We start from the raw sequence: 25,530 nt of genomic DNA, 5'->3' as shown, positions 1-25,530 counted from the left end.
ATATGTGGGAAGATATTTTCCGGTTACAAGATTTCATACACCCCAAAACAAGGGCGAAATGAACGGCTTATTCCCGCCAGAAAGTCGGCATCAGAACCACAAGCAACGTCAGCAGCTCCAGCCGACCGGCGACCATACCGATGGATAGCAGCCATTTCGCCGTGTCAGGCAAGGATTGGAAATTGCCAACCGGCCCGATGATGTCCCCCAGACCCGGCCCCACATTCGCCAATGCGGTTGCCGCACCGGACAGGCTGGTCACCAGATCCAGTCCCGTTACCGACAAGGCCAGGGACAACGCCGCCCAGGTCACGACCCACAGCGACGCAAAGCCCAATGTCCCGAACAGGATGTCTTCATCAATCGCGCGGTCCTGGATTTTCGCCAGCACAACACGGTGAGGATAGATGGCACGCACCAGGAATATCCGCGCCGCCTCCCAGAGGATCAGGACACGCATCAGTTTGAACCCGCCCGCGGTCGACCCCGTGCCGCCCCCCAGAAAGGTCAGGAAGAAGAACAGAACAACCGGCAACGCGCCCCATTGGCTGTAGTCACCCATGGCAAAGCCGGTTGTGGTGACAACCGAAACCACATTGAACAGGGCCTCGCTGAAGCCAGTGGTGAAGGCAACGCCATCGTTCCAGGCGCGATACCCGGCCATAACCACCGCCGCGCTGATGACCGTGAACAGCAACAAACGAAGCTGCCGGTCCTGCAAAAGAGGTTCGGGATCTCTGCGCGACAGGCGGATAAACAGAACGAAAGGCGTCCCGCCCAGCAGCATGAAAATGATCGCAATCCACGGCAAGGACGTGCCCTGGAAGGCCGCAAAGGAATTGTCATGGGTGGAAAAGCCACCCGTGGACAGGGTCGTCATGGCATGGATGAGCGCATCCAGAAAGGTCATGCCCCCATACCAGAACAAAATCGTGCAGGCCAACGTCAGCGACAGATAGATGGAAGACACCGCACCCGCCACCGCCTTGGCCCGGGGAAACGGCTTGTCGGATGTGTCGGAGGATTCACTGCGGTAAAGCTGCATTGCACCCGAACGCAGCAAGGGCAGCAGGGCAATCCCCATGACAATGATACCGACGCCGCCCATCCATTGCAGCAAGGCCCGCCAGACCGCCACGACGATGGGCAGGTCCTGCAACCCGGACAGCACGGTCGACCCCGTTGTGGTCAGCCCCGATACTGCCTCGAAATAGGCATCGGCGAAACTCAGGTGCACCTCGCCGAATACCAGTGGCAGCGCGCCGAATCCCGGCAGCACGGTCCAGGCCAGCGCCGTCAGGAAAAACGCGCCTTTCCGGCGCAGGACGATCGCGCCGGTCGGGCGGCAGGTCGCCATCAGCACACCGCCCACCAGAAGGGTCAGAACCGCGCTTTCAAAAAATGCCCCGGCTGCGCGATGGGCAAGCAGCCCGATAAGACCCGACAGCCCCATAAGCACGGCAAGCGCAGACAGCAGCAGGCCCAGCACAAAAAAAGTGGGGCGCTGGCCGCCGGATTGCTGTTCAACAGGATTGTCAGGGCGACGAGGCGCACGAAAATCGGGCATATCACAATGTCTTTGTCAAAAGTGAGGGGATCGTAAAAACCTACCCTTCCGAAGGCAAGCTATTAAATGCATGAAGGATTACTCATACTGCTTCAACCGACCATGAGAATTCCTCTTTTCCTTCGCGCCTCAAAGCCATGCTATGAAAGACGTCCCGACAGACAAACAGCCGGAACCAGCAGATGTCCACTCTACCGCCGACCCCGGAATTGATTGCAGTAGACCTAGTCGACAGTGAAATCATTCTCAATTGGGATAACGACATTCAACAGCGATTTCACGGCCCCTGGCTGCGCGACAATGCACGCGGTGCAGATGCGCGCCATCCGGAAAACGACCAGCGCCTGTTCGATATCACGGAACTGCCCGCCGATCTTTCCGTCGACAGCGCATCCATCCGGGACGGCGACCTCCATGTGACCTTCCGGGCTGACGGGTATGAAACGACCTTCCCGGCGGACTGGCTGTGGCGCAATGCCTATGACAAGCCCGAAGCCAAGCGGGATATCAGACAATTCTGGGCCGCGGCAGAGGCCAAATCCCTGCCCGCGCATGACTATAAGGCCCTGACAGAAGATAACGCCGCCATGGCGGCCTGGCTGCGGCAGGTTCACGACTATGGCTTTGCCATTGTATCCAACGTCCCGACAAAGCCCGGTATGGTCTGCGAAGTTGCGCGCCTTTTCGGTTATGTCCGCGAGACGAATTATGGTGAGCTGTTCGAAGTGCGCAGCGAGGAGAAACCGACCAACCTCGCTTTCACCGGCCTGGGGCTGAACGTTCACACGGACAACCCCTATCGCGACCCGGTTCCGGGGCTGCAGCTTCTGCATTGTCTGGAAAGTGTCAATGAGGGCGGCGAATCGGTCCTGATGGATGGCTTCAAAGCTGCAGACCTTTTGCGGCAGGAAGACGCCGGCGCCTTTGCATTACTGACCCGCCATTGGGTGCCTTTCCGTTTCCGCGACGACAAGGCCGACCTTCAGGCCCGCCGTCCGCTCATCGAAGTGGATGACCGCGGTGACATTCAGGCCATCCGCTATAACAACCGCTCCGCAGCGCCCTTCGACCTGCCTGCCGACGTCATGGAGGCCTACTACAATGCCTTCCGGACCTATGCGCGTCTGTTGCACCGCCCGGAACTGGAACTCGGGCTGAAACTGCGCCCCGGCGATCTTATGATCTTCGATAACCAGCGCGTCCTGCACGGGCGCAAGGGTTTTGCCGGTGGCAAACGGCACCTGCAGGGATGCTATGCCGATAAGGATTCGCTCTACAGCCTGATGCGCAAACTTGAAGAGGCCTGACATGGACAAGCTTGATCAGAACACCGTCACCCGCGAAACGGTTGTGGATTATATCATTTCCCTGTTTCACGAGATGGGGGACCGGTCCTATCTGGGTGAGGCCATCAGCCAGGCGGAACACGGCCTGCAATGCGCCGTGGTGGCGGATCAGTTCAATTCCCCCGACAGTCTTGTCGCCGCCGCACTCCTGCATGACATCGGGCATTTCCTGCATGACTTCGGCGATGACTGTATGGCCGAAGGTATTGATAGCCGCCATGAAGACGTCGGTGCCGACTTCCTCGCCCGTTTTTTCGCCGAAGAGGTGACCGAACCGGTGCGCATGCATGTGGATGCAAAACGCTATCTCTGCGCCGTAGAACCTGACTATTTCGAATTGCTATCACCCGCATCGATTGAGAGCCTTCGTCTGCAGGGTGGTCCGATGTCCGCGCAGGAAGCCGAAGCCTTTGCAAAATCGCCTCACCTTGAGCAGGCCCTGCAGCTACGCCGTTTTGAGGAGGCCGGGAAAAATGTCGGCGTCGAAACGCCCCCGGTTGAACACTATCGAGTTCTACTGGAAGGCCTCATAAGAAAAAGCCAATAACCGAGCTTTGTGATCAAATAATTAATAAGCATAACTAACAAAAACCATAAAAATACTGAAACTATTGACGGGAAGCACGAACTTGGCCCATCATCTTTGCATGTGGGGGTTTCCTTAGAGCTTGGGTAAAAAGGTGCGCTTTACTAAAGTAAAGAGGTCGCTTTTTCTAATATGGGTGACGTCAATATTTCTCTTTGCTTATTCTGCCCAGGCGGAAGAGCCCCTTTCCTTTGCCTGCAATGATTTCCCCCCTCACAAGATCGCCAACCCGGATGATCCATCCCTGCCCGGCTTTGATGTGGAAATCCTGAAAGCCGCCTTCGCGCAAACGAACACGCAGATGCAGGTGCATTTCTACCCGTGGAAACGGGCCATGCATCTGGCAAGGAAGGGCACTGTCACGGGACTGTGCAGTTGTTCCTATCGCCCTGAACGTGAGGAATACCTCCTGTTTTCAGACAAGATGGGCACCGTTTCCAGTGGTGTTTTCCGAACCGCGAGCGTTCCCGCCATCGACAGCCTCGACGATCTGAAGGGCCGGCCCGTCGGCGTTGTTTCAGGCTACAGCCTGGTCTCCTCCCTAGAGGAGGCCAAGGCAGCCCCTGTCATCGCACTCAACGACCAAGCCGCCGTTCGTATGCTGGCGGCACATCGCTTCGATTATCTGTACGGATTCAAGGCCGCAACGGAATTTCAGATGCGCCACAAGACCGGCCCGGTGGCAATCCACTATCAGGAAACCAGCAAGTCCAATTATTATATGTGTGTCTCCAAACGCGCGCCCGGCGCACAGGATATATTGGACAGGTTCAACCAGGGCCTTGAAGCCATCCACGACAACGGAACCTACCAGTCCATCATGGACAAATACCGCTGAGAAACCGCTGACCGGTTGACAGTCGGCAAGGAAAACTCCATTCCCTTGGCCCGAAATTCGACTTAGTCTGGATAAATGGCCGTGACCGACATTCGTGACGAAGACCGCAAGCTGTCCATCGCGCCGATGATGGACTGGACCGACCGTTTCGACCGCTATTTCCTGCGGCTGATCTCCAAACGCGTGTTGCTTTACACCGAAATGGTGACAACGGGCGCGGTCATTCACGGCGACCGGCAAAAGCTGTTGGGCTTTCATAAGGCGGAACACCCGGTCGCCTGCCAGTTGGGCGGCTCCGATCCGGCAGAACTGAAACAGGCCGCCCGGATTGTGGAGGATTTCGGCTATGGCGAGGTAAACCTCAATGTGGGCTGCCCATCGGACAGGGTACAGTCCGGACGTTTTGGCGCCTGCCTGATGGCCGATCCGCAACTGGTTGCGGATTGCGTGGCGGCCATGCGGGACACAGTATCCATTCCCGTGACCGTCAAACATCGCATCGGTATCGACGATCAGGACAGCTATGAAGGCATGAAGGCCTTTGTGGATACCGTGGCCGATGCCGGTTGCCGCCATTTCATCGTCCATGCGCGCGTGGCAATCCTGCAAGGCCTCAGCCCCAAGGAAAACCGAGATATCCCGCCCCTGAAATATGACTTCGCCTATCGTCTGAAACAGGAACGGCCGGATTTGCATATTTCCATCAACGGCGGCATCAAGACACTCGACGAGACCGAGGATCACCTGGGCAAACTGGACGGGGTGATGATCGGGCGGGCCGCCTATCAGACACCCTATATCCTGGCAGAGGCCGACCGACGCATCTACGGCGACACCACCGGCACAACGAAAAGCCGCCACGATATCCTGCGCGCCTTCCTGCCCTATGTGCACGAGGAACTGGCGGCGGGCACGCCGCTGAACCATATCACCCGTCACCTGATGGGAATTTTCTCCGGCTGCCCCAGTGGAGCCAAGTTCCGCCGTTATCTCAGCGAAAACGCCTATCACAAAGGCGCAGATGAAAGTGTGATCGAACAGGCCATGGCGCTGGTGCCTGAAAACAGTTTGGACGCCCCCGAAACCGCCTGAGGTGGAAGCCTGCCCTCAACCCATAGTGACGCCACCTCCATCATCCACATGCTTTGCCCGGTCGTGGTAAAGCGTCGTCAGGGCAATCCCGATGGCAACACCATTGTAGAGCAACCCGGCAATCACGATCACATGTCCGGGAATTGGGCCGACATCGGTCCGGGCCCAGAATTCAGCCATGCTTGTCAGGGGCGTCGGGTGGATCATCACCTTGCCGAAATAGGCAATCGTCTGGATCAGGAGTATCCAGATATAGTTGCGCCGCAATCGCCGGCCCACCGCCCGAATAAGGCTGATATGGTAATGGGGATGGCGATAATCTTGGGCCAACACATCCTGCCACCCGGTTTCGGTCTGCAAATCCCCGTGCATAAGCATGCGGGCGAAAAACTGGCATTCCAGCCAGCGCGCCCGCGCCCGCCAGACGTTGAAATAGCGGTAACGCCTGCTTTCCAGCATCAGGAAAATGAAGATCAGAATACCGACGAGGACCAGCGGCAAGGGCGTCGCCGTCGGCGATGCAAAGGAAATAGACAGGGCCACCCCCAGCGAGACCACGGCCCAGTTTGTGGTCGCATCCAAGCGCGACCGCCAGCTTGTGCTGCGATAAATTTCCCCCCGATAGAGATGTGACAGTGCACCGATCTCGGCCTGCGAATACTGTCTGCCGCTTTCAAAATCGGGCGACAACATGGAATCAGGTCCCTTCTTGTTGCCGATGACATAAGACAAAACAGTATGAACCCAATAGCTTTTCAGGACAACGGCGGTTAGGTCCGGCTTTTGGCCCCGCCACCATGGGATTCGGCTTCGGCCTGCAACAAGGCATCCACATAGGCCTCCAGCAGGGTGTTCTTGTCGACCATGCCGACCACGCTCATGCTGTCGACATCGCTGACCACCGGCAGGCGGTCCGCTTTCCATTTGCTCATCACGGCAATGGCGCGCGCCAGGGTCTGATCCGCCGTCAGCACCTCCGGGTATAGACGCACGAAGGACTGCGCCTCCAGCGCATCCTGGTTCGCCAGCGGGTCGAAGGCCACATCCTTCACATCCTCCAACTGAATTGTCCCGACAAACCGATATCCGTCCTCAACCACAACCGCCTCCGCCCCTTCCGGCAGCGTATGCAGGAAATCGATCACCTCCATCAGCTTGGTCGTGGCCTCCACCGAATGAAAGCCGGTGCCCGCAACGTCGCCGACCACCTGCTGACGCAGGATCTGCATGGCCCGCGCCCCTTCCAGTTCGATGCCCCGGCGCTGTAACCGCCAGAGGTAATAGGATTTGCCGAGAATGCTCTGCACCAGCAGGGTAGCAACCGCCGCCCCCGACATCACGCCGATGGTGATCTTGAAGTCCCCCAGCAACTCGAACACGATCAGGATGCAGGAAATCGGCGCGCCCAGGACCGCCGCAGAGGTCGACGCCATGCCGACAATCGCATAAAGGCCGGTGTGTATCCCCAGGTCCGGGAAAGGCATCGCGGCAACGGTGCCAAAGGCGCTGCCGACGATGGTGCCAACGAAGATCGACGGAGAGGAAACCCCGCCGCCGAAGCCGCTGCCGATACTGACCGCCGTCGCCACCGTCTTGAAAACAATCAACCCCAGCAGCCAGGTCAGGTTCATGCCCAGAGATTCATTCAACACCTTCGTCGTGGTTTCATATCCGACGCCCATGACATGAGGCAGGAACAGGGCAATCCCCCCAACCGTCAGTCCACCGATGGCAGGTTTCAGCCAGGCGGGCAGTTTGACCTTACGGATAATGTCTTCGGTGGTGAAGACCGTCCACATGAACAGGATGGCAGCAAAGCCACAGACAATCCCCAACAGCAGAAAGGCCGGGAACTCCCAGAATGTCACCACATCATAATGGGGCAAGATATAGGCCGGGAAATCACCGTAATAGATGCGGGTGATCATCGTGCCGATGACCGACGAGATCACGACAGGCGCAAAGGCCGTCAGCGCATAATGGCGAAGGACCACCTCAAGCGCGAAAAAGACACCGGCGATGGGGGCGTTGAAGGAGGCCGCCATCCCCGCCGCCACCGCACAGCCAAGAAGAATATGCTGATGATGCTGTTGCAGTCTGAGCCTTGCCGCGCACCATGTGGTCACCGTCGAGGTCAGATGCAGGATTGTGCCCTCACGGCCGATCGACGCACCTGCGCCGATGGAAATCGTATTGGCCAGCGCATTGCTCAATCCCTGTTTCAGGTCCATCTTCGCGCCGTGCAGGGCATTGACCTCGATGATATTGCCGACCCCCTGACCACGCCGGCCCTTCATCAGCCTTGTATTGACCTGACCGACCAGAAGACCGCCCAAGGCCGGTGCCAGCATCACCTGCCACCAGGGCAGTTCCGTCAGTCGCGAGGTGAGATTTTCCGCAGACACCTGATAGAAAAGCCGGTTGACCAGCGAAATCCCCTCACGAAAACCAAGCGCAACATGCGCCCCAGCCACACCGACGATCACGGCCAGCACCAGCAGCACGACATTTTCGTGAAGAAAAAAGGCCTTCGCCTTAAGCCCGATTTCGCCGACCGACATCAGGCTCTCCCGGACCAGTCCACAGACACTGAAACCTCCACAACAACCCCATTTTTGGCTTTTTATTCCATGGGTTATTTGTAGCGCGTTTACGAAGTCAGCGGAAGAGGTAGCAAGCTACCGGGCAGTCACAATGCCGAAATCGGGCTATCAGCGCCCAGGTATCCCCATACGTGCCAACTCGTCGGCGCGTTCGTTTTCCGGATGACCGGCATGGCCCTTGACCCAATGCCATTCCACCTGATGGGGTTTCAGCGCGGCTTCCAGGCGCTGCCAAAGCTCGGCATTCTTGACCGGCTTTTTGGCGGCGGTTTTCCATCCATTGCGCTTCCAGCCATGAATCCACTTGGTGATGCCGTCCCGCACATAGGTGCTGTCGGTGGTGATCACCACGGGCATGGGACGCTTCAGGCTTTCCAGGGCCATGATCGCCGCCATCATCTCCATACGGTTATTGGTGGTCTCCGCCTCACCGCCATTCAGCTCTTTTTCATGGCCGTTAAAGCGCAGGATAGCCCCCCAGCCTCCGGGACCGGGATTGCCGCTGCAGGCGCCATCGGTGAAGATCTCCACTACTTTGCTGTCGCTCATCGACCTATTCCACCCCATAGTCTGAGGGGCTGGAAACACGCTGATGGAAGCTGAGATAAGCGAAATATTCCAGCGGGTCCTTGGGCTGAACAAAGGCCCCTTCGGGATGGTTCAGCCAGTCATACAGCCGGGTCAGCAGGAAGCGCACCGCCGCCCCGCGCGCCAGGATCGGCAGCGCCTCGATCTCCTGCCTGGAAAGCGCGCGTTCCTTGCGATAGTTGGACAGCATCAGCCGCGCCTTGGTCAGGTTGAAACTGCGGTCCCGTTCGAAACACCAGGCATTCAGGCAGACCGCCAAGTCGTAAACCAGGAAGTCGTTGCACGCGAAGTAAAAATCAATAATGCCGGAGACCGCATCGTCACGGAAGAATACATTGTCCGGGAAAAGGTCTGCGTGGCAGACGCCCATCGGCAGATCATCCGGCCAGTTGTTTTCCAGGAAGGTCAGTTCCCGGTCCAGCATGCCGGCGAGACCGGGGCGCACCTCATCCGCGCGGTCGGCGCAGGATTCAAACAACGGCCGCCAACCGCTGACCGACAGATTGTTCTCCCGCGTCAGCTCATAGTCCAGACCGGCCAGATGCATACGCGCCATGGCCCTGCCCAGTTCCGCGCAATGGAAGGGCGCAATCTTGCGCGGCCACATGCCCTCCAGAAAGGTGAACAGGGCGGCGGGACGCCCGGCGAGCGTTTGCAACGCACGCCCGTCCCTGTCACGCAGAGGCACCGAGCAGCGAATGCCCTTTTCGGAAAGATGCTCCATAAGGCCCAGGAAAAACGGCAGGTCGTCCGGGTTCACCCGCTTTTCATAGAGCGTCAGGATATAAGGAAGCTGGGAGGTCTGGACAAAGAAGTTGGAATTTTCCACGCCTTCGGCGATGCCTTTATAGGACAGCAGTTCCCCCACATCATAGCGATTGATGAAGGTCTTCAACTCTTCGTCTGAAACTTCCGTATAGACGGCCATGCGGTCGCCCCTCCCTTACCCGGTAAAAACTGAAATTGCGCTCAAGACCTGATCACGCTGTGAGAAGACGGGGCAGCTTGAACTCGACATTTTCCTCTGCGGTCACGACCTCCCGCACCGTCACCTGATCGAAATGATCGCGACAGGCGGAAATCACCTCGTCCACCAGCACCTCCGGCGCAGAGGCTCCGGCGGTAATGCCCAAGGTTTTTACGCCGTCGAAATCATCCCAGTCGATGTCTTTGGCGCGCTGGATCAACTGGGCCTTCGGGCAACCGTATTCCCGGGCCACATCCACCAGCCGCCGCGAATTGGACGAGTTCGGCGCACCAATCACCATAACCATGTCACTGTCCTGCGCGATCTCTTTCACCGCCGCCTGGCGGTTCGTGGTGGCATAACAGATATCTTCTTTTTTGGGTCCGCGGATATCGGGAAAACGCTCCCTGAGCGCGGCCAGAATATCCCTGGTCTCATCCACCGACAGCGTTGTCTGCGTGGCAAAGGCCAATGGCTTGTCATCCGGCACGTCCAGGGCATAGACATCAGCCACTGTTTCCACCAGCGACATGGCCCCGTCCGGCAGCTGACCCATGGTGCCAACCACTTCCGGGTGCCCCGCATGACCGATCAACACGATATGGCAGCCCTTGCGGTGATGATGTTCGGACTCACGGTGAACCTTGCTGACCAGCGGGCAGGTCGCATCCACATAAATCATCTCACGCGCTTCCGCCGCCTCCGGCACCGATTTCGGCACGCCATGGGCGGAAAAGACCACGGGGCGATCCGTCGGGCACTGGTCCAGCTCGTCAACGAATACCGCGCCTTTGGCTTCGAGGCTTTCGACCACAAAACGGTTATGGACAATCTCGTGGCGCACATAGACCGGCGCACCGAATTTCTCCAGTGCGCGCTCCACGATCAGGATCGCCCGGTCGACGCCGGCACAAAAGCCACGCGGGCCGGCCAACAGGATCGTCAGGCATTCACCGCCAGTCTCTTTCGGACCACTCACGTCTGAACCTCCATTCCCTGGCTTGCCGCAAACACGCGGTTTCTCTACAGTTACAGCTAATCAACAGTAACGCATGTGTACACCAGCAGGCCCCCGGAAGGAAAGCATTGATGTCTGATCCTGTTGTCGCCTCCAAAACGCCCTATTCAACACAGGTGGAAGAAGGAAAATCCTATTTCTGGTGTGCCTGCGGACGGTCAAAGAAGCAGCCGTTCTGCGACGGCTCGCACAAAGGGACGGGATTTACGCCGGTCAAATACACGGCTGAAAAAACGCGGACCGTTTTTTTCTGCGGTTGCAAACATTCCGGCAAAAAGCCATTGTGCGACGGCACCCACGCCAAACTGTAGGCGTGTGACATAATTCAGGACTGACTAACGATACGCCGAAGGAAATCCATGCGCCTGTTTTTTCGCTCTGCCCTGAAACTGGTCCCTGTCCTTGCACTGCCTGTCGTGCTCTCAGCCTGTGAAGGTGTTAACTGGAGCAAACCGGCACCGGCCACATGCCCTGAAGTGCGCGTCCTTGAAGACCTGGGCAAGGTTACCCGATACAAACCCGGCCCCGGCCGCGATATCACGGATGTCCTTCTGGAAGCGGAATTCTCGCGCGTTGCAGGCGATTGTAACGTCAGCGACGATTCGATCGAAGTCGGTCTCTATGTTGGAATGAACGCCAGCCAGGGCCCGGCGGAGCAGAGCGATGCGGCAGAGGTCAACATGATCATGGCGATTGCTGATGCGGACCGGCATATCATCTCCAGACGCTCCATGCCGATTAAATTCTCCTTTGCCGGCAACAACTCAAAAATCTATTATCAGGAACGTTTCCTGGCCGAAATCCCGCGAAAAAAAGACGATAATCCGGAAGATTACTCCATCTATCTGGGCTATGAACTGAGCCGGGACGAGTTGAATTTCAACCGCGGAAACGAATAGGCCTGACGTCAAAATCGACATCTTCATGACGATTGTTATTGACATGAAGACGACACTGAATAGCTTTACAGCGTCAGCCTCGTGACGTGCGTGGGAGAGATCGCAAACCTTGGAAGATTAAGGATTTGCGACACCGAAGGAGCAACCACCCCGGAATCTCTCAGGTAAAGGGACCGCGCATGGAAGGCATTCTGGAAAGCGGGCATATGCCGAAATCGGCATAGGCTCCACCGAAGGGGTAAGCCGGTCGCGTCATTCCGGCAAGCAGGGCGCGAAACGGTCACACTCTCAGGTCCTATGACAGAAGGGGTACCTCGCTGGTAATTCCAGCGTGGTCGACCCAACTGTTGTTAAGGAGATGAGGGATGGCCTCACCGGACCAGGGAGAGTTGAAGCGGACTCCGCTTTACGATCTGCATGTCGAACTTGGCGGAAAAATCGTACCCTTTGCCGGCTATGAAATGCCGGTTCAATATCCTGCTGGCATTCTGAAAGAACATAACCAGACGCGTGAAAGCGCGGGCCTGTTCGACGTATCCCACATGGGCCAGGCATGGCTGATTGGTGACGGCGCGGACGCCGCACTGGAAACGCTGGTTCCTGCAGACCTGCAATCCCTGAAACCCGGCCAGCAGCGCTATAGCCAGTTGCTGAACGATGAGGGTGGCATCCTGGACGACCTCATGGTCACGCGTCCGGCCGACCCCGCGCTGGCGGACCGCCTCTATCTGGTCGTGAACGCCGCCTGCAAGGATCAGGACTTTGCCCTGATTTCCGAAAAGCTGGCTGGCAAAGCCACGTTACAGCCGATCGACGAGAGCGCCTTGATTGCCGTTCAGGGCCCGAAAGCCGTGGATGCCGCCGCGCGCCTGCTGGGCGAGACCCTTCGCACCCAGCCCTTCATGACCCAGACCGCCGTGGAATTCGAAGGCGTCACCTGCCTCGTCAGCCGTTCCGGCTATACCGGTGAGGATGGCTATGAGATTTCCGTGCCGAACGACAAGGCCGTGGCTCTCACCAAGGCCTTCCTGGACCAGCCGGAAGTAGACCCGATCGGTCTTGGCGCGCGTGATTCGCTGCGCCTGGAAGCCGGGCTTTGCCTCTACGGCCACGACATCGACACCACCACCAGCCCGATCGAGGCTGGCCTGACCTGGTCGGTTGGCAAGCGCCGCCGCGAGGAAGGCGGTTTCCCTGGTGCGGACGTGGTGCAGAAACAACTGGCCGAAGGCGTTTCCCGCAAACGCGTTGGCATCCTGCCGGAAGGCCGCGCGCCGGCCCGCGAAGGCACGGTTGTCACCGATGCCGACGGCAATGAAATCGGCAAGATCACGAGCGGCGGCTTCGGCCCCACCGCAGGCGGCCCGGTCGCCATGGGCTATGTCGCGATTGATTTCGCAAAAGTCGACACGCCCATCAATCTTGTTGTGCGCGGTAAATCACTGCCCGCGAAGGTCGTCAAAATGCCGATCGTGCCGCAGCGCTACTATCGCGGCTGAGACGCCGATAAAAGCAGTGAAATATTTGCAACGTACCAATGATTAATCACCAACCAATAAATGTGGGGACGGTAATATGAGCAACGTGAAATACAGTGAAGAACATGAATGGGTGCTGGTGGAAGGCGACGTCGCCACTGTCGGCATCACCGATTTCGCACAGGCAGCTCTGGGTGACGTGGTCTTCGTTGACCTGCCGGAAGTCGGCGACGAAATCGAAAAGGGCGGCGAAGCCGGTGTGGTCGAATCCGTAAAGGCAGCCAGCGAAGTCTATGCCCCCGTTACCGGCGAGATCGTCGAGGTCAATGACGAACTGGAAGGCAACCCGAGCCTGGTCAACGAAGATGCCGAAGAAAAAGGCTGGTTCTTCAAGATCAAGCTGTCCAATCCGTCCGAGCTTGACGACCTGATGGACGAAAACGCCTACAAGGCTTTCGCTGAAGAAAGCTGATCAGTCCAAGCCGTTCGATTTGAGAGCAGCTTTGGTAGGAGAGTAATGATGACGACGGAACGTACCAGCTTGGCAGAGCTGGAACAGCGTAATGACTTTGTTCGCCGCCATATCGGCCCGGGCAAGGAACAAATCCAGGAGATGCTGGAAACGGTAGGCGCGAAGGATCTGGATGACCTGATCGCCAAAACCATCCCGGCCAGCATTCTGACTGACCGGCCCCTGGCCACGCCCGGCGCACGCAGCGAACGCCAGACGCTGAGCGACCTGCGTAAAATCGCCAGTCGCAACCAGGTCTATATCAACATGATCGGCATGGGTTACTACGGCACGGTGCTGCCGCCGGTTATCCTGCGCAACGTGTTGGAAGATCCGGGCTGGTACACCGCCTATACTCCCTATCAGGCCGAAGTCAGCCAGGGCCGCCTTGAAGCCCTGCTGAACTTCCAGCAGATGATCACCGACCTGACCGCCATGGAAATCGCCAACGCCTCCCTGTTGGACGAGGCGACGGCCGTTGCCGAATCCATGGCCATGTCCCATCGCGTGACCAAAAAGAAGAAGGCCAACACCTTCTTTGTCGACCAGGATGTGCACCCGCAGACCCTGGAAGTGGTTCAGACCCGCGCCCATTCCATGGGCTTCGATGTCGTTGTCGGCGACCCGTTTGCAGCAGACCTGCAGACCGAAGACGTCTTCGGCCTAGTCGTCCAGTATCCGGGCTCCAGCGGCGAAATCCGTGACATCAAGCCGGTGATCGACAAGGCCCATGAAGACAAGGTCCTGGTCACCGTGTCCGCCGACCTGCTCGCGCTGACCCTGTTGACCCCGCCGGGTGAACTGGGTGCGGACATCGTCGTCGGCTCCGCACAGCGTTTTGGTGTGCCGATGGGCTTCGGTGGTCCGCACGCGGCCTATTTCGCGACCAAGGATGCCTACAAGCGTCAGATGCCGGGTCGTATCATCGGTGTCTCCGTCGACAGCCAGGGCCAGCCTGCCCTGCGCATGGCGATGCAGACCCGTGAACAGCATATCCGCCGTGAAAAAGCGACCAGTAACATCTGTACCGCACAGGTATTGCTGGCGGTGATCGCCTCCTTCTATGGCGTCTATCACGGTCCGGACGGACTGACCAAAATCGCCCGCAAGGTCAACCGCATGACCTCCATCCTGGTGGATGGCCTGAAGTCTCTGGGCGTGGAAGTGGTAACCGAAAACTTCTTCGACACCATCACCGTCCGGGCACGCGGCCAGGCCCATCGCATTGCGGCCCGCGCCCGCGAATCCCGCATCAACCTGCGGGTGATCGATCGCGACCATGTGGGCATCTCCTTTGACGAAACCACCAAGCGCCGCGACCTGCGCGCCCTGTGGAACGTCTTCAAATCCCATGCGGCCGACGGCCTGGACATCAAGGCAATCGACAAGAACGTCGCGGACAGCATCCCGGCTGGCCTGCGCCGGACGAGCGCCTTCATGGAACATCCGGTGTTCCACCTCTACCACGCCGAAACGGAAATGCTGCGCTATATCCGTTGGCTGCGTGACAAGGATGTGGCCCTGAACCGCTCCATGATCCCGCTGGGTTCCTGCACCATGAAACTGAACGCCACTTCGGAAATGATTCCGATCACATGGCGCAATTTCAGCCACCTGCATCCGTTCGCACCGGAAGACCAGACGCAGGGCTATCAGCAGCTCTTTGAAGAACTGGAATTCGCGCTTTGCGAAATCACCGGTTATGAAGCAATTTCCCTGCAGCCCAATGCTGGGTCGCAGGGCGAATATGCCGGTCTGCTGGTGATCCGCAAATATCACGAATCCCGTGGCGAAGGGCATCGTAACATCTGCCTGATCCCGGCCTCCGCCCATGGCACAAACCCGGCAAGTGCCGCCATGGCGGGCATGAAGGTCGTGGTTGTTGCCTGCGACGACAAGGGCAACGTGGATGTGACCGACCTGCGCGCCAAGGCGGAACAGCATAAGGACAACCTGGCGGCCCTGATCGTCACCTATCCGTCCACCCACGGGGTGTTCGAAGAGGAAATCCGTGCGATCTGCGATGCGATCCATGAATTCGGCGGCCAGGTCTATATGGACGGCGCGAATATGAACGCCATGGTCGGCCTTGTCCGTCCGGGCGATATCGGGTCGGACGTCAGCCACCTGAACCTGCATAAAACTTTCTGCATTCCCCACGGCGGGGGTGGCCCGGGCATGGGACCGATCGGCGTGAAGGCGCATCTGGCACCCTTCCTGTCCGGTCACACCATGATCGATGGCCTGAACCCGGCAGAGGGTGACGAAGGCACCATCGGCGCAGTTGCCGCAGCCCCCTGGGGTTCCGCCAGCATCCTGCCGATCACATGGGCATATATCGCCATGATGGGTGCGGAAGGCCTGACGGACGCCACCAAGATCGCGATCCTGAACGCCAACTACATGGCCAAGCGTCTGGAACCCTATTTCCCGGTTCTCTATTCCGGTAAAAACGGCTATGTGGCGCATGAATGCATCGTCGATATGCGTGACCTGAAAGACCGGGCCGGCATTTCCGTGGAAGACGTCGCCAAGCGTCTGGTGGACTATGGCTACCACGCGCCGACCATGTCTTTCCCCGTGGTCGACACGCTGATGATCGAACCGACGGAAAGCGAAGCCAAGCGGGAGTTGGACAAATTCTGCGACGCGCTGATCCAGATCCACAAGGAAATTGCGGATGTGGAAAGTGGCAAGGTGGATGCGGAAAACAACCTGCTGAAAAACGCACCGCATACCCACAAGCTGCTGCTCAGCGAAAACTGGCCCTATCCTTACTCCAAGGAAGAAGCCTACTTCCCGCTGCATTCGGTACGCGAGGACAAATTCTGGCCGCCGGTCGGACGTGTAGACAACGTCTATGGCGACCGTCATCTGGTTTGTTCCTGCCCGCCGATTTCGGCCTATATGGACGAAGCTGCGGAATAGCGCACAAGGTTACCACCTGTTCCCCACAGCAGGTGGTGGTCCGGAAACGGACCGAATTAAGGGCGGCAGGAAACTGCCGCCCTTTCTTATTGTCCCTCACAGAATAGTAACTGGACGCGATCAGATGTCCCTTCTACCGTCTTCGAAAAGAAAATCAGGGAGGGAGCCATGCGTCACAATCCGGGGTTCATACCTGGCGCCGCATTTGCGTTACTGGCATTGATTGCCTTCGCGGCCCCGCTTCACGCCCAGCAGGCAGAGCCCCTGGCCGTGAACACAGGCAAGCCGTTCGATCAGTATGTGACGGACCTGAAGGCAGCCATCAAAGCCAATAACATGGGCATCGTTGCCGAGGCTTGTGCCACCTGCGGCGCAAAGGCACTGGGCGTGACCATTCCCGGCAACCGGGTGATCATGGTGTTCCATCCCCGCTTTGCCGTGCGGATGTTGAAGGCCAGCATTCCCGCCGGGATCGAAGCGCCGTTGCGTCTTTATGTGACGGAACAGGAGGATGGCACGGCAAAACTCACCTACCATCGCCCCAGCACCGTCTTCTCGCCCTATGAGGTCGCTGAATTGGACATCATGGCCCGGGAACTGGATGAAATCTTTCACAAGATCATCCAGGATTCCCTACAGAAATGAGACTTAAAGCGACCGGTCCAGCCCCATCTGCCAAAAGGCGATTTCCAGTCGCGTCGCATCCCGGAAAGTTCGGGCCAGAGCCTCAAATCTTGCGTCGGAAATACCCTCTGCCAACCGGTCAAGATAATCCGCGGCGGCCTGTGCCGCCTCCAGATATTCATCGCCGGAATACATCTCGATCCAGTCCTGGTAGCGATTGCCATCCCGGACCGTCGCCGGATCATTTGCCAACCGCTGCCCGATCTCTGCATAGCCCAGCAAGCAAGGCGCCAAAGCTACGTGCAGGTCCAGGATTGTACCGGTCATGCCCGCACTGTGGACATAACGGGTATAGGCCATATTGGCCGTTGCCTCCGGCAGGTCTTCCAGCTCACCCGGTTCAATCCCCCACTTCCGGCAGAAGTCGACATGCAGCTCCAGTTCGGTATCCAGGATTGCCTTCATCGCCCCATGGGCCATACGGATATCGTCCAGCCGCTCCGACTTATAGGCTGCCAGCGCAAAGGCACGGGCAAACTGTATCAGAAACAGGTAGTCCTGCTTCAGATAATGCCGAAAACAGGCCTGGGGCAGCGTCCCTGCCCCAAGCTGACGCACGAAGTCATGCTCAACATAGGCCTGCCAGTCTTCGGCACAGGTTGCCTTCAGGCGGTCGAGAAATGCGGACCGCATTACTTCTTCTCCCCCGCAAACGGGTCAATCGCATAGTCATTCAGATCCATGGTCTTGTCGATCATGCCGCTGGCCTTCATGAAATCGGCAAACCGTTTGTAGCGTCCCTGGTCCAGCGCCGCCGGACGAAGGGCGAAACGCGGCAGGGTGTCTGCCCAGGCGCGGCGGTTCAACTCATCATCCAGTTCCGGATAAGCCTTGATAAAGGCCTGCCAGCTTTCCTGCGGATGGTTCACCAGATAGGTCCCGGCGTTCTGCAAGGCCGTCAGCACATGTTTGACCTGTTCGCTGTCGGCATTGTCCTTGTTGGCGATCAGGATCAGTTCGTCATAAGAGGGAACGCCCTCCTCTTCCACGTAGAAGGCCCGGCCCGGTGCCTTGACGATATCCATCTGGTTCAATTCGAAATTGCGATAGGCACCTATCACCGCATCCACCTGGCCCGCAATCAGCGACGGCGACAGGGAGAAGTTCACATTGACCAGTTCAACGTCTTTGATGGAAAGCCCGTTCTTTTTCAGCATCGCATCAAGCAGCGTGTCCTCGAATCCACCAACGGAGAAACCGACCTTCCGGCCTTTCAGGTCCGCGATAGATTTCACCGGCCCATCCTTCAAAACGACCAGAGAATTCAGCGGTGTTGCCACCAAGGTGCCAACACGAACCAGCGGCAGCCCCTCCGCCACCTGGACATGCAATTGCGGCTGATAGGAAACCGCCAGATCCGCCTTGCCGGCAGCAACCAGTTTCGGCGGGTCATTGGGATCGGCGGGTGCGACCAGATCCACGTCCAGCCCCTCTGCCTTGAAGAACCCCTTTTCCTTGGCGACGACCAATGTCGCGTGGTCCGGGTTGACGAACCAGTCCAACAGGATCGTCACCTTTTCCGCCGCCTGCGCCGAAGGCATCCAGGCAAATGCAGTCAACGCCAGTGCAGCTATATAACGTTTCATTCTTCTTCCTTTCCCCTGTCTTGGACACCGGCCCAGGCCGTCAGGCGGCGCAGCCCGGCATCCATCGTGAAATAGAGACAAACCGAAAACGCGGCGAGCAGGAAAAGCGCCGCAAACATGAAGTCCACCTGCATGCGTCCGTTGGCATGCAGCATCAGATAACCAAGCCCTTTGGAAGAGCCGACCCATTCGCCGATAATCGCACCGATCGGGGCAACGGCGGTTGCCACCCGCAACCCGCTCGCAAATCGCGGCAGGGCAGCCGGCACACGTATATGCCACAGGATACGCGCGGGGCTTGCCCCCATCACACGCGCCATATCCAGCCAGCCGGTCTCCGTCTGGCGCAACCCGTCATAAAAAGCCGCCGTCACCGGGAAATAGATGACCAGCACTGCCATCGCGACCTTGGACAGAAGGCCATAGCCCATCCAAAGCACCAGAATTGGCGCGAGGGCAAAAACCGGTATCGACTGAGACACCACAAAGATCGGCAACAGCCAGCGTCGCGCAGGCCGCCAGGATGCCATCATCAGCGCAGACACCGCCCCCAGTAACGCCCCGAACAGCAGGCCAAGTATAATTTCCAGAACAGTCACGGCCGCATGATCCACCAGCACCGGCCAACGGGTTCCAAGGGCCTTGGCCACTGCCAGCGGCCCCGGCAGAATGAAGGGCGGCACGCCTGTCACCCAGACCACGCCCTGCCAGAGCACGACCAGCCCGACAACAATGGGAAGCAACCGGATCACGACCCTGCCTCCAGCACCGCCAGCAGACGCGGATAAAGGGAGGAAACGCTGCTGTCCTCCAGCCGGCGTGGCGGTACGCCTTCGGGTTTGATCGGGTCGGTAATGGAAACCACGTCACCACCCTGCAAGACCCTTACCTCATCACCCAGGCGCAGCGCCTCCAGGGGGTCGTGGGTGACAAGTACAACCGTCCGGCCCTGCAACAGATCGAAGGTCAGCCGTTGCAGGCGGTGCCGGGTAACCGCATCCAGCGCCGAAAAGGGTTCATCCATCAGCACCACCGGGCAATCTTCCATCAGGGTACGGGCCAGCGCCACGCGTTGACGCATGCCACCGGACAGGGCGGCGGGTTCGAATCCCACCCTATCCGCCATACCAACCTGCTCCAGGATCGCCATCGCCTTGTCCCGCTGGCGTCTTGCTGCCGCCCCGCCCTGCCGCAGGCGAACACCTACGGTCACGTTATCCAGAACATTCAGCCATGGCAGAAGCAAATCCTGTTGCGCCATATAGGCCACGGCTCCCGGGCAATGCACGGCCCCGCTGTCAGGTTTCACCAGACCTGCCAACAGTTTCAGGATTGTACTTTTGCCAACGCCGCTCGCCCCCAACAACGCCGTCCACTGCTGCTCCGGCAAAGCCAGCGACAATCCGTCGAAAAGCCGAATATTTCCCAGTGTCAGGGACAGATCATCCAGCCCGACGGTCGGCAGCAGATGCGGCGTGGGGTGAGATCGCGGCATGACACTAACGCACGCGCAGGAAGGCCTGACGCCCGACCTTGCCCCAGTCGCGGCACAGATCGACCGCCTCCCGATAAGAGGTCAGGATACGACGCCCCAACTCGTCATCGGCCAGACGGTCGTCCAGCACCTGCGGGGTGATCCGCCGGGCCTCCGCGAGGACATCTTCCGGGAAGGCGCGCAGCTTCACACCATGTTTCTGGGACAGGGCCTGCAGGGCGCGGGCATTTTCCCAATCGCTTTCAGCCAGGGCATAGGCGTTTTCCGCCTGTACCGCATTCTCGACCACCGCCTTCAGGTCGGCAGGCAGGCCATCCAGTGCGGCCCTGTTGACCAGCGCCTCGCCGGTCCCGTTGGGCTTGTTGAAACCGGGCCAATAGTAATAGGGCGCGACCTTGTAAAACCCGAAGGCCGTATCGGTCCAGGGGCCGAGGAATTCCGCCGCATCCACAAGGCCGCTCTGCAGGGCTCCGAAGATATCACCGGGGGCCAGCACCACCGGCGAAACGCCCATGCGCCGCATGATCTCACCGCCGACGCCGACCACCCGTTGCCTGATCCCCTTCAGATCATCAAGCGACCTGATTTCGGTCTTGAACCAGCCCCCCATCTGCATGCCGGTATTGCCCGCCATATAGGGTTTGATGCCGAATGGCGCGTAAAGCTCATCCCACAGAGCCTGTCCACCGCCATGATAGACCCAGGCGCAATGTTCTTCCGAAGTCAGACCAAATGGCACGGAGGTATAGAAGAAAGAGGCCTTCATCTTGCCCTGCCAGAAGAGTGACGCCGTATGGGCCATTTCCGCATTTCCGGCGGCAACCGCATCGAAAACCTCAAGGGCAGGAACCAATTCGCCTGCCGCGTAGAGGGTCACTTTCAGGCGACCGTCACTCATCGCGGTGATGCGGTCGGCCAGCCGTTGCGCGGTCATGCCCGGCCCCGGCGAGTTTTTCGGCCAACTGGTTACCATACGCCATTCGGCGATCCCTTTGGCGACGGCAGGCGCACTGAAACTTGCTGTCGCGGCCACGGCACCGGCAGCCGATGCCGACAGGAATTTACGACGTGAAAATGTCATGATGCGGCCTCTTTCACTTTGACCAGAAAGAATGAAAATGATGGACCGGGCCGTGCCCGCCCCCGACAGTCAGCAGGTCCGCCTGCCGGATCGCTTCCTGCAGATAGGCATGCGCCTGCGTCACGGCGTCCACCAGTGGCAGCTTCCTTGCCAGTCCCGCCGCTATGGCCGCCGACAGGGTGCAGCCCGTCCCGTGAGTGTTCTTTGTATGAACACGCTCGCTGGTGAGGAAATTTACGCCATCACCGGAAACCAGAATATCCGTGCAGACATCGCCCTCCGCATGACCACCTTTCATCAGCACCGCCCGACACCCCATGGCCAGAAGCGCCCCACCGGCGGCCTGCATTGCATCCGCCTCGCCCGTCATATCCCGCCCCAGCAGAACAGCAGCCTCCGGCAGATTGGGCGTCACCACAGCCGCCAGTGGCAGCAGTCGTGTCTTCAAGGCTTCGACCGCCTCATCCTGCAGCAAATTGTCTCCGCTTTTCGCAACCATGACCGGGTCCAGGACAACCGGCACGTCCGGATGTTCCGACAGACAGTCGGCGACGGTTTCGATAACCTCAGGCTGGCTCAACATGCCGATCTTCACCGCACCGACCGCCAGATCGTCAAACACGGTTTCAATCTGTGCGCGGATAAAGCCGGACGGGACATCGTGAATGGCGCGCACCTCACGCGTATTCTGCGCCGTCAATGCGGTCAGGACAGAGGCCCCGTAAACACCCAGGGCAGAGAAAGCCTTCAAATCCGCCTGAATTCCGGCACCGCCGCCACTGTCCGACCCGGCAATTGTCAGGGCTATGGGTGTTGTCATCCTGCTTCCTCCACTCGTGATCCCGTAGACAATCCGTCCACCGCCAGGCGAAACCGTTCCGCCGCCATCCGTTTGTCCGGGGCCGCGCAAATTGAGGAGACAACAGCAATGCCGTTGATCCCTGCCGCCCAGACTTCACTCAGATTTTCAAGGGTAATGCCCGCAATCGCGGTGATCGGCATGTCACTGCGCGCCCGTGCGATGGCCACCAGATCCGCCAGACCATCCGCGCCGACCGGCGCATCGGGATTGTTTTTGGTACGCGTAGGGAAGACACCACCAATACTCCAATAGTCCAGCACATCCACCGGGGCCTGTAGCAGATGGGCGCGGGCCTTGATGGTCAGACCGATGATCTTGTCGGGCCCCAGCAGTCGCCGGGCCGTCTCCACCGGCATATCCGACTGGCCCACATGAATACCGTCCGCCCCTGCCGCCAGGGCAACATCAAGCCGGTCATTGACCAAAACGGGCACCTCATAGGGAGCCAATCCCCGTTTCAGCGCACGAACGTCATCTATCATGCGCCGGGTGTTGCCATGCTTGTTGCGGTATTGGACCAGCGTCACACCGCCCCGCACCGCCTCAACCGCAGTCGAGACAACATCCCCCTCCGGGCAGTTTTCCGGCCCAAGAACCAGGTAGAGGCGGGGATCGAAGGGAATTTTGCTCATGCCGTCACCTTTGCGCGGGCCGCCAGGGTCCTCGCATCCAGATTGAACAACGCATCCAGAAACTGGGGTTTGAAACTGCCGGGTCCTTCGGCCCGACTGGCCGCAATATCCCCCGCCACATTGACCGCCAACAGGCCGCAAACCGCCGCCTCAAATGGATCATCCAGCACGGCCGCAAATGTGGTGATCACCGCAGACCCGGCACAGCCCATGGCCGTCACCCGATCCATCAGCGGATTGCCATTGGCGATTTCCACCACACAATCCCCTTGTTCTATCCGGTCGATTGCGCCGGTAATGACCTTGATCGCGGGGGTCTCCCCCAAGGCAGCGGCCTCATCCGCATTGCATCGAATAATCGACGGCTCCTGGGCCAGCAGGTTGTGCGCGAAGTCCAGACGCCGGGGACTGCGATGCACCTTGACCGGGTCCAGAACCCAGGGCATGCCGACACGCGCGGCCTCGTTCACCGCAATGTCGATGGATTTCTTCCGGTCCTCGGTCAAGGTGCCCAGATTGACCAGAAGCGCCTGACTGCTAGCGATGAAATCAGCAATTTCCGTATGGTTCCAGGTCACCGAGGGCTGTGCCCCGATGGCAAGCAGCATATTGGCTGTCAGCTCCGGCGCGACCGCATTGGTCAGGCAGTGCACGCGCGGGCGGAACTTTCGAATTTTCTCTAAGGCGGCTGCGGTTCTAGACGGCCAATCGGTCATCGCGCCATATCTCCCTCGTCAGCCGACGAAGGGTCTGGGCGGATGCTGTCACATATTCAATTTTTGGATATGTCTGTCGTTTGTCCCGCATCTCAAATCCCTACGCCGGTCCTAGCCGGATCAGGTTCTACGGGTTGGCGCCCATCGCCTCTCAGCCATCTCCCCATGGATTGGAAAGACCGGCACCCCGTTGAGTACTGCGGCGACCATAATAAGATCGCCCTTTGCGTGCAAGCGCGAAAAAGAAAAGGCCGTGGAGGAAAAACCGCCACGGCCTCGCTTAATCCCATGAAAGGATTACATATTCGGGTAGGTCGGGCCTTCGCCACCCTGCGGGACAACCCAGTTGATATTCTGGGTCGGGTCCTTGATGTCGCAAGTCTTACAGTGAACGCAGTTCTGTGCGTTGATCTGCAGTTTCTTGCCACCGCCTTCTTCATCGTCGATGAACTCATAGACGCCCGCCGGGCAGAAGCGCGCTTCCGGCCCATCGTATTCGGCCAGATTCACCTTCACCGGCACGCTGTCGTCTTTCAGCGTCAGGTGGCAGGGCTGGTCTTCCTCATGGTTCGTGCCCGAGAAGGAGACGTTGGTCAGGCGGTCAAAGCTGATCACACCATCCGGCTTCGGATAGTCGATCGGCTTGCATTCCGACTTTTTCTTGAGGCTTTTGTGATCCGGCCCGTGATGCTTGATCGTCCAGGGTGCCTTGCCACGGAACAAAACCGTGTCGATAGCGCTGTAGATAAAGCCACCCCAGAAGCCCCATTTGAAGGACGGGCGCACGTTACGGACGGAATAAAGCTCATCCCACAGCCAGGTTTTCTTGAGCTGCTCCGGATAGGCCGCAATCTCGCGCGGTGCCTCGCCCTCACCTGTCAGCGCGGCAAAGGTGGCTTCCGCCGCCGTCATGCCGGACTTCATCGAGGTATGGGTGCCTTTGATCTTCGGCACGTTCAGGAAACCGGCCTCACAGCCGATGAACATACCGCCCGGGAAGGTCAGCTTCGGAATGGACTGGAACCCGCCTTCGTTAATGGCGCGCGCGCCATAGGAAATGCGTCGGCCACCTTCCAGATATTTCTTGATCGCCGGATGATGCTTGTAGCGCTGGAATTCCTGATACGGCGACATATAGGGATTGGAATAATCCAGGGCGACCACGAAGCCGATCGAAACCAGGTTGCCTTCCATATGGTAGAGGAAGGACCCGCCATAGGTATCGGACGGCATCGGCCAACCGGTGGTGTGGATGATCTTGCCCGGTTCGGATTTCTCCGGGTCAATTTCCCACAATTCCTTGATGCCAATCCCGTAGGTCTGGAAATTGTCTTCGCTACGCAGGCCGAATTTCTGCTCCAGCATCTTGCCCAGATGGCCGCGACAGCCTTCGGAGAAGATGGTCTGCTTGGCATGCAGTTCCATGCCCGGCTGGTACATAGGACCGTGTTCACCGGATTTGGTGATCCCCATATCCCCCGTGGCGACACCTTTGACGGAACCGTCTTCGTGATAGAGGACTTCGGCGGCGGCAAAGCCCGGGTAGATCTCAACGCCCATGGCTTCGGCCTGATCACCCAGCCAACGGCAGAAGTTGCCAAGGGAAATGATATAGTTACCCTTGTTATGCATCTGCGGCGGCGTCGGCAGACGGAAGGATTTGCTTTCCGTCATGAAAAGGATGTGGTCTTCCTTCGCCGGGGTATCCAGCGGCGCACCCTTTTCCTTCCAATCCGGAATAAGTTCGTTCAATGCCCGCGGCTCAATCACCGCGCCGGACAAGATATGCGCGCCGACTTCAGCGCCTTTCTCCAGGACACAGACGGAAATCTCCTTGCCTGTTTCCTGTTCCAACTGTTTCAGTCTGATCGCCGCGCTCAGGCCGGACGGACCGGCGCCGACGATGACGACGTCATATTCCATGGACTCGCGTTCCACCGCTTCCCCTGTCATTTTGCTCTCCCAAACAAAAAAAGTCCTGATCCGGCGTTGTTCTTATATGAAACACGCCTTGGGTTCCAAGAGTTATCTGCTAAAATAGCCACTCTTGCGG

At 58.7% G+C, this 25,530-nt stretch carries 25 protein-coding genes and 3 riboswitches; of the genes, 10 read left to right on the top strand and 15 right to left on the bottom strand.

Annotation, left to right across the window (positions count from 1 at the left end; all coding sequences use genetic code 11):
- Window positions 1-67 precede the first annotated feature (67 nt).
- Window positions 68-1,567, bottom strand: a complete 1,500-nt coding sequence (locus IF205_RS05355; protein WP_259782260.1) for a TrkH family potassium uptake protein — start codon at window positions 1,565-1,567, stop codon at window positions 68-70.
- A 182-nt stretch (window positions 1,568-1,749) separates the two neighbouring features.
- Here IF205_RS05355 and tmpA point away from each other — a divergent pair, with 182 nt between their 5' ends.
- From tmpA to dusA, 4 genes are all read left to right on the top strand, one after another.
- A complete protein-coding gene (tmpA, locus tag IF205_RS05350; RefSeq protein ID WP_259782259.1) occupies window positions 1,750-2,874 on the top strand; it encodes a 2-trimethylaminoethylphosphonate dioxygenase in 1,125 nt (374 codons plus the stop codon).
- Between the two features lies 1 nt (window position 2,875).
- Window positions 2,876-3,460, top strand: coding sequence for a phosphonate degradation HD-domain oxygenase (locus tag IF205_RS05345; protein ID WP_259782258.1), 585 nt, complete (start codon window positions 2,876-2,878; stop codon window positions 3,458-3,460).
- 175 nt (window positions 3,461-3,635) lie between these two features.
- Complete coding sequence (locus IF205_RS05340; RefSeq protein ID WP_259782257.1) at window positions 3,636-4,337, top strand: substrate-binding periplasmic protein; 702 nt, start codon at window positions 3,636-3,638, stop codon at window positions 4,335-4,337.
- Between the two features lie 81 nt (window positions 4,338-4,418).
- The gene (dusA, locus tag IF205_RS05335) at window positions 4,419-5,429 is read left to right on the top strand and encodes a tRNA dihydrouridine(20/20a) synthase DusA (protein WP_375542674.1); all 1,011 of its coding nucleotides are present in this window, start codon (window positions 4,419-4,421) and stop codon (window positions 5,427-5,429) included.
- Between the two features lie 15 nt (window positions 5,430-5,444).
- Here the strand turns inward: dusA and IF205_RS05330 are convergent, their stop codons facing one another.
- The 5 genes from IF205_RS05330 to ispH form a co-directional block, all read right to left on the bottom strand.
- Window positions 5,445-6,122: a DUF2270 domain-containing protein gene (locus IF205_RS05330; RefSeq protein ID WP_259782256.1), complete on the bottom strand. Its 678-nt coding sequence runs from the start codon at window positions 6,120-6,122 to the stop codon at window positions 5,445-5,447.
- A gap of 77 nt (window positions 6,123-6,199) precedes the next feature.
- Window positions 6,200-7,990, bottom strand: coding sequence for a chloride channel protein (locus IF205_RS05325; RefSeq protein WP_259782255.1), 1,791 nt, complete (start codon window positions 7,988-7,990; stop codon window positions 6,200-6,202).
- 150 nt (window positions 7,991-8,140) lie between these two features.
- Window positions 8,141-8,581, bottom strand: a complete 441-nt coding sequence (rnhA, locus tag IF205_RS05320) for a ribonuclease HI (protein WP_259782254.1) — start codon at window positions 8,579-8,581, stop codon at window positions 8,141-8,143.
- Window positions 8,582-8,585: 4 nt separating this feature from the next.
- Complete coding sequence (locus tag IF205_RS05315) at window positions 8,586-9,548, bottom strand: homoserine kinase (RefSeq protein WP_259782253.1); 963 nt, start codon at window positions 9,546-9,548, stop codon at window positions 8,586-8,588.
- A 52-nt stretch (window positions 9,549-9,600) separates the two neighbouring features.
- Window positions 9,601-10,566, bottom strand: a complete 966-nt coding sequence (ispH, locus tag IF205_RS05310) for a 4-hydroxy-3-methylbut-2-enyl diphosphate reductase (RefSeq protein ID WP_259782252.1) — start codon at window positions 10,564-10,566, stop codon at window positions 9,601-9,603.
- A 110-nt stretch (window positions 10,567-10,676) separates the two neighbouring features.
- On the opposite strand from ispH, the gene IF205_RS05305 reads away from it, so the two are divergent.
- The 6 genes from IF205_RS05305 to IF205_RS05280 all read left to right on the top strand — a co-directional run bounded on the left by IF205_RS05305 (window position 10,677) and on the right by IF205_RS05280 (window position 17,066).
- Window positions 10,677-10,916, top strand: a complete 240-nt coding sequence (locus IF205_RS05305) for a CDGSH iron-sulfur domain-containing protein (protein WP_259782251.1) — start codon at window positions 10,677-10,679, stop codon at window positions 10,914-10,916.
- A gap of 48 nt (window positions 10,917-10,964) precedes the next feature.
- Entirely contained in the window at window positions 10,965-11,504 is a 540-nt protein-coding gene (locus tag IF205_RS05300; protein WP_259782250.1) for a hypothetical protein, read from the top strand.
- Between the two features lie 81 nt (window positions 11,505-11,585).
- A riboswitch (glycine riboswitch) is annotated at window positions 11,586-11,690 on the top strand.
- 1 nt (window position 11,691) lies between these two features.
- Window positions 11,692-11,812, top strand: a riboswitch (glycine riboswitch).
- Between the two features lie 57 nt (window positions 11,813-11,869).
- Entirely contained in the window at window positions 11,870-13,003 is a 1,134-nt protein-coding gene (gene gcvT / locus IF205_RS05295; RefSeq protein ID WP_259782249.1) for a glycine cleavage system aminomethyltransferase GcvT, read from the top strand.
- Window positions 13,004-13,079: 76 nt separating this feature from the next.
- On the top strand, window positions 13,080-13,454 hold the full coding sequence (gene gcvH, locus IF205_RS05290) for a glycine cleavage system protein GcvH (RefSeq protein ID WP_259782248.1): 375 nt from the start codon (window positions 13,080-13,082) through the stop codon (window positions 13,452-13,454).
- A gap of 45 nt (window positions 13,455-13,499) precedes the next feature.
- Window positions 13,500-16,421 (top strand): aminomethyl-transferring glycine dehydrogenase, encoded by a 2,922-nt coding sequence (gene gcvP, locus IF205_RS05285; protein ID WP_446007712.1) that lies wholly within the window; start codon window positions 13,500-13,502, stop codon window positions 16,419-16,421.
- Window positions 16,422-16,589: 168 nt separating this feature from the next.
- Window positions 16,590-17,066, top strand: coding sequence for a DUF302 domain-containing protein (locus IF205_RS05280; RefSeq protein WP_259782247.1), 477 nt, complete (start codon window positions 16,590-16,592; stop codon window positions 17,064-17,066).
- A 3-nt stretch (window positions 17,067-17,069) separates the two neighbouring features.
- On the opposite strand, the gene tenA is transcribed toward IF205_RS05280, so the two are convergent.
- The 9 genes from tenA to IF205_RS05235 form a co-directional block, all read right to left on the bottom strand.
- Window positions 17,070-17,738, bottom strand: coding sequence for a thiaminase II (gene tenA / locus IF205_RS05275; RefSeq protein WP_259782246.1), 669 nt, complete (start codon window positions 17,736-17,738; stop codon window positions 17,070-17,072).
- A complete protein-coding gene (locus IF205_RS05270; RefSeq protein WP_259782245.1) occupies window positions 17,738-18,691 on the bottom strand; it encodes an ABC transporter substrate-binding protein in 954 nt (317 codons plus the stop codon). The genes tenA and IF205_RS05270 overlap by 1 nt, the downstream gene beginning before the upstream one ends.
- Complete coding sequence (locus IF205_RS05265) at window positions 18,688-19,443, bottom strand: ABC transporter permease (RefSeq protein ID WP_259782244.1); 756 nt, start codon at window positions 19,441-19,443, stop codon at window positions 18,688-18,690. Before IF205_RS05265 ends, IF205_RS05270 begins: the two co-directional genes overlap by 4 nt.
- On the bottom strand, window positions 19,440-20,186 hold the full coding sequence (locus IF205_RS05260; RefSeq protein WP_259782243.1) for an ABC transporter ATP-binding protein: 747 nt from the start codon (window positions 20,184-20,186) through the stop codon (window positions 19,440-19,442). Before IF205_RS05260 ends, IF205_RS05265 begins: the two co-directional genes overlap by 4 nt.
- A gap of 4 nt (window positions 20,187-20,190) precedes the next feature.
- The gene (locus IF205_RS05255; RefSeq protein WP_259782242.1) at window positions 20,191-21,267 is read right to left on the bottom strand and encodes a TRAP transporter substrate-binding protein; all 1,077 of its coding nucleotides are present in this window, start codon (window positions 21,265-21,267) and stop codon (window positions 20,191-20,193) included.
- Window positions 21,268-21,280: 13 nt separating this feature from the next.
- Entirely contained in the window at window positions 21,281-22,087 is an 807-nt protein-coding gene (gene thiD, locus IF205_RS05250) for a bifunctional hydroxymethylpyrimidine kinase/phosphomethylpyrimidine kinase (RefSeq protein WP_259782241.1), read from the bottom strand.
- A complete protein-coding gene (gene thiE, locus IF205_RS05245) occupies window positions 22,084-22,761 on the bottom strand; it encodes a thiamine phosphate synthase (RefSeq protein ID WP_259782240.1) in 678 nt (225 codons plus the stop codon). Before thiE ends, thiD begins: the two co-directional genes overlap by 4 nt.
- Window positions 22,758-23,477, bottom strand: coding sequence for a hydroxyethylthiazole kinase (locus IF205_RS05240; protein ID WP_259782239.1), 720 nt, complete (start codon window positions 23,475-23,477; stop codon window positions 22,758-22,760). The genes thiE and IF205_RS05240 overlap by 4 nt, the downstream gene beginning before the upstream one ends.
- Before the next feature lie 79 nt (window positions 23,478-23,556).
- Window positions 23,557-23,677, bottom strand: a riboswitch (TPP riboswitch).
- 97 nt (window positions 23,678-23,774) lie between these two features.
- Window positions 23,775-25,430, bottom strand: coding sequence for an electron transfer flavoprotein-ubiquinone oxidoreductase (locus tag IF205_RS05235; RefSeq protein ID WP_259782238.1), 1,656 nt, complete (start codon window positions 25,428-25,430; stop codon window positions 23,775-23,777).
- Window positions 25,431-25,530 lie beyond the last annotated feature (100 nt).

Source organism: Aestuariispira ectoiniformans, from assembly GCF_025136295.1.
Taxonomy (GTDB): Bacteria; Pseudomonadota; Alphaproteobacteria; order UBA8366; family Aestuariispiraceae; genus Aestuariispira_A; species Aestuariispira_A ectoiniformans.
The sequence above is the reverse complement of the archived record's forward strand: the minus strand, read 5'-3'. Positions and strand labels throughout refer to the sequence as shown.

What these genes read in the sequence shown, in the direction of transcription:
- IF205_RS05355 (WP_259782260.1), bottom strand. Translation starts at nt 1,567, where the DNA reads ATGCCCGATTTTCGTGCGCCTCGTCGCCCTGACAATCCTGTTGAACAG.
- tmpA (WP_259782259.1), top strand. Translation starts at nt 1,750, where the DNA reads ATGTCCACTCTACCGCCGACCCCGGAATTGATTGCAGTAGACCTAGTC.
- IF205_RS05345 (WP_259782258.1), top strand. Translation starts at nt 2,876, where the DNA reads ATGGACAAGCTTGATCAGAACACCGTCACCCGCGAAACGGTTGTGGAT.
- IF205_RS05330 (WP_259782256.1), bottom strand. Translation starts at nt 6,122, where the DNA reads ATGTTGTCGCCCGATTTTGAAAGCGGCAGACAGTATTCGCAGGCCGAG.
- IF205_RS05325 (WP_259782255.1), bottom strand. Translation starts at nt 7,990, where the DNA reads ATGTCGGTCGGCGAAATCGGGCTTAAGGCGAAGGCCTTTTTTCTTCAC.
- rnhA (WP_259782254.1), bottom strand. Translation starts at nt 8,581, where the DNA reads ATGAGCGACAGCAAAGTAGTGGAGATCTTCACCGATGGCGCCTGCAGC.
- IF205_RS05315 (WP_259782253.1), bottom strand. Translation starts at nt 9,548, where the DNA reads ATGGCCGTCTATACGGAAGTTTCAGACGAAGAGTTGAAGACCTTCATC.
- IF205_RS05305 (WP_259782251.1), top strand. Translation starts at nt 10,677, where the DNA reads ATGTCTGATCCTGTTGTCGCCTCCAAAACGCCCTATTCAACACAGGTG.
- IF205_RS05300 (WP_259782250.1), top strand. Translation starts at nt 10,965, where the DNA reads ATGCGCCTGTTTTTTCGCTCTGCCCTGAAACTGGTCCCTGTCCTTGCA.
- gcvT (WP_259782249.1), top strand. Translation starts at nt 11,870, where the DNA reads ATGGCCTCACCGGACCAGGGAGAGTTGAAGCGGACTCCGCTTTACGAT.
- gcvH (WP_259782248.1), top strand. Translation starts at nt 13,080, where the DNA reads ATGAGCAACGTGAAATACAGTGAAGAACATGAATGGGTGCTGGTGGAA.
- gcvP (WP_446007712.1), top strand. Translation starts at nt 13,500, where the DNA reads ATGATGACGACGGAACGTACCAGCTTGGCAGAGCTGGAACAGCGTAAT.
- IF205_RS05280 (WP_259782247.1), top strand. Translation starts at nt 16,590, where the DNA reads ATGCGTCACAATCCGGGGTTCATACCTGGCGCCGCATTTGCGTTACTG.
- tenA (WP_259782246.1), bottom strand. Translation starts at nt 17,738, where the DNA reads ATGCGGTCCGCATTTCTCGACCGCCTGAAGGCAACCTGTGCCGAAGAC.
- IF205_RS05270 (WP_259782245.1), bottom strand. Translation starts at nt 18,691, where the DNA reads ATGAAACGTTATATAGCTGCACTGGCGTTGACTGCATTTGCCTGGATG.
- IF205_RS05260 (WP_259782243.1), bottom strand. Translation starts at nt 20,186, where the DNA reads ATGCCGCGATCTCACCCCACGCCGCATCTGCTGCCGACCGTCGGGCTG.
- IF205_RS05255 (WP_259782242.1), bottom strand. Translation starts at nt 21,267, where the DNA reads ATGACATTTTCACGTCGTAAATTCCTGTCGGCATCGGCTGCCGGTGCC.
- thiD (WP_259782241.1), bottom strand. Translation starts at nt 22,087, where the DNA reads ATGACAACACCCATAGCCCTGACAATTGCCGGGTCGGACAGTGGCGGC.
- thiE (WP_259782240.1), bottom strand. Translation starts at nt 22,761, where the DNA reads ATGAGCAAAATTCCCTTCGATCCCCGCCTCTACCTGGTTCTTGGGCCG.
- IF205_RS05240 (WP_259782239.1), bottom strand. Translation starts at nt 23,477, where the DNA reads ATGACCGATTGGCCGTCTAGAACCGCAGCCGCCTTAGAGAAAATTCGA.
- IF205_RS05235 (WP_259782238.1), bottom strand. Translation starts at nt 25,430, where the DNA reads ATGACAGGGGAAGCGGTGGAACGCGAGTCCATGGAATATGACGTCGTC.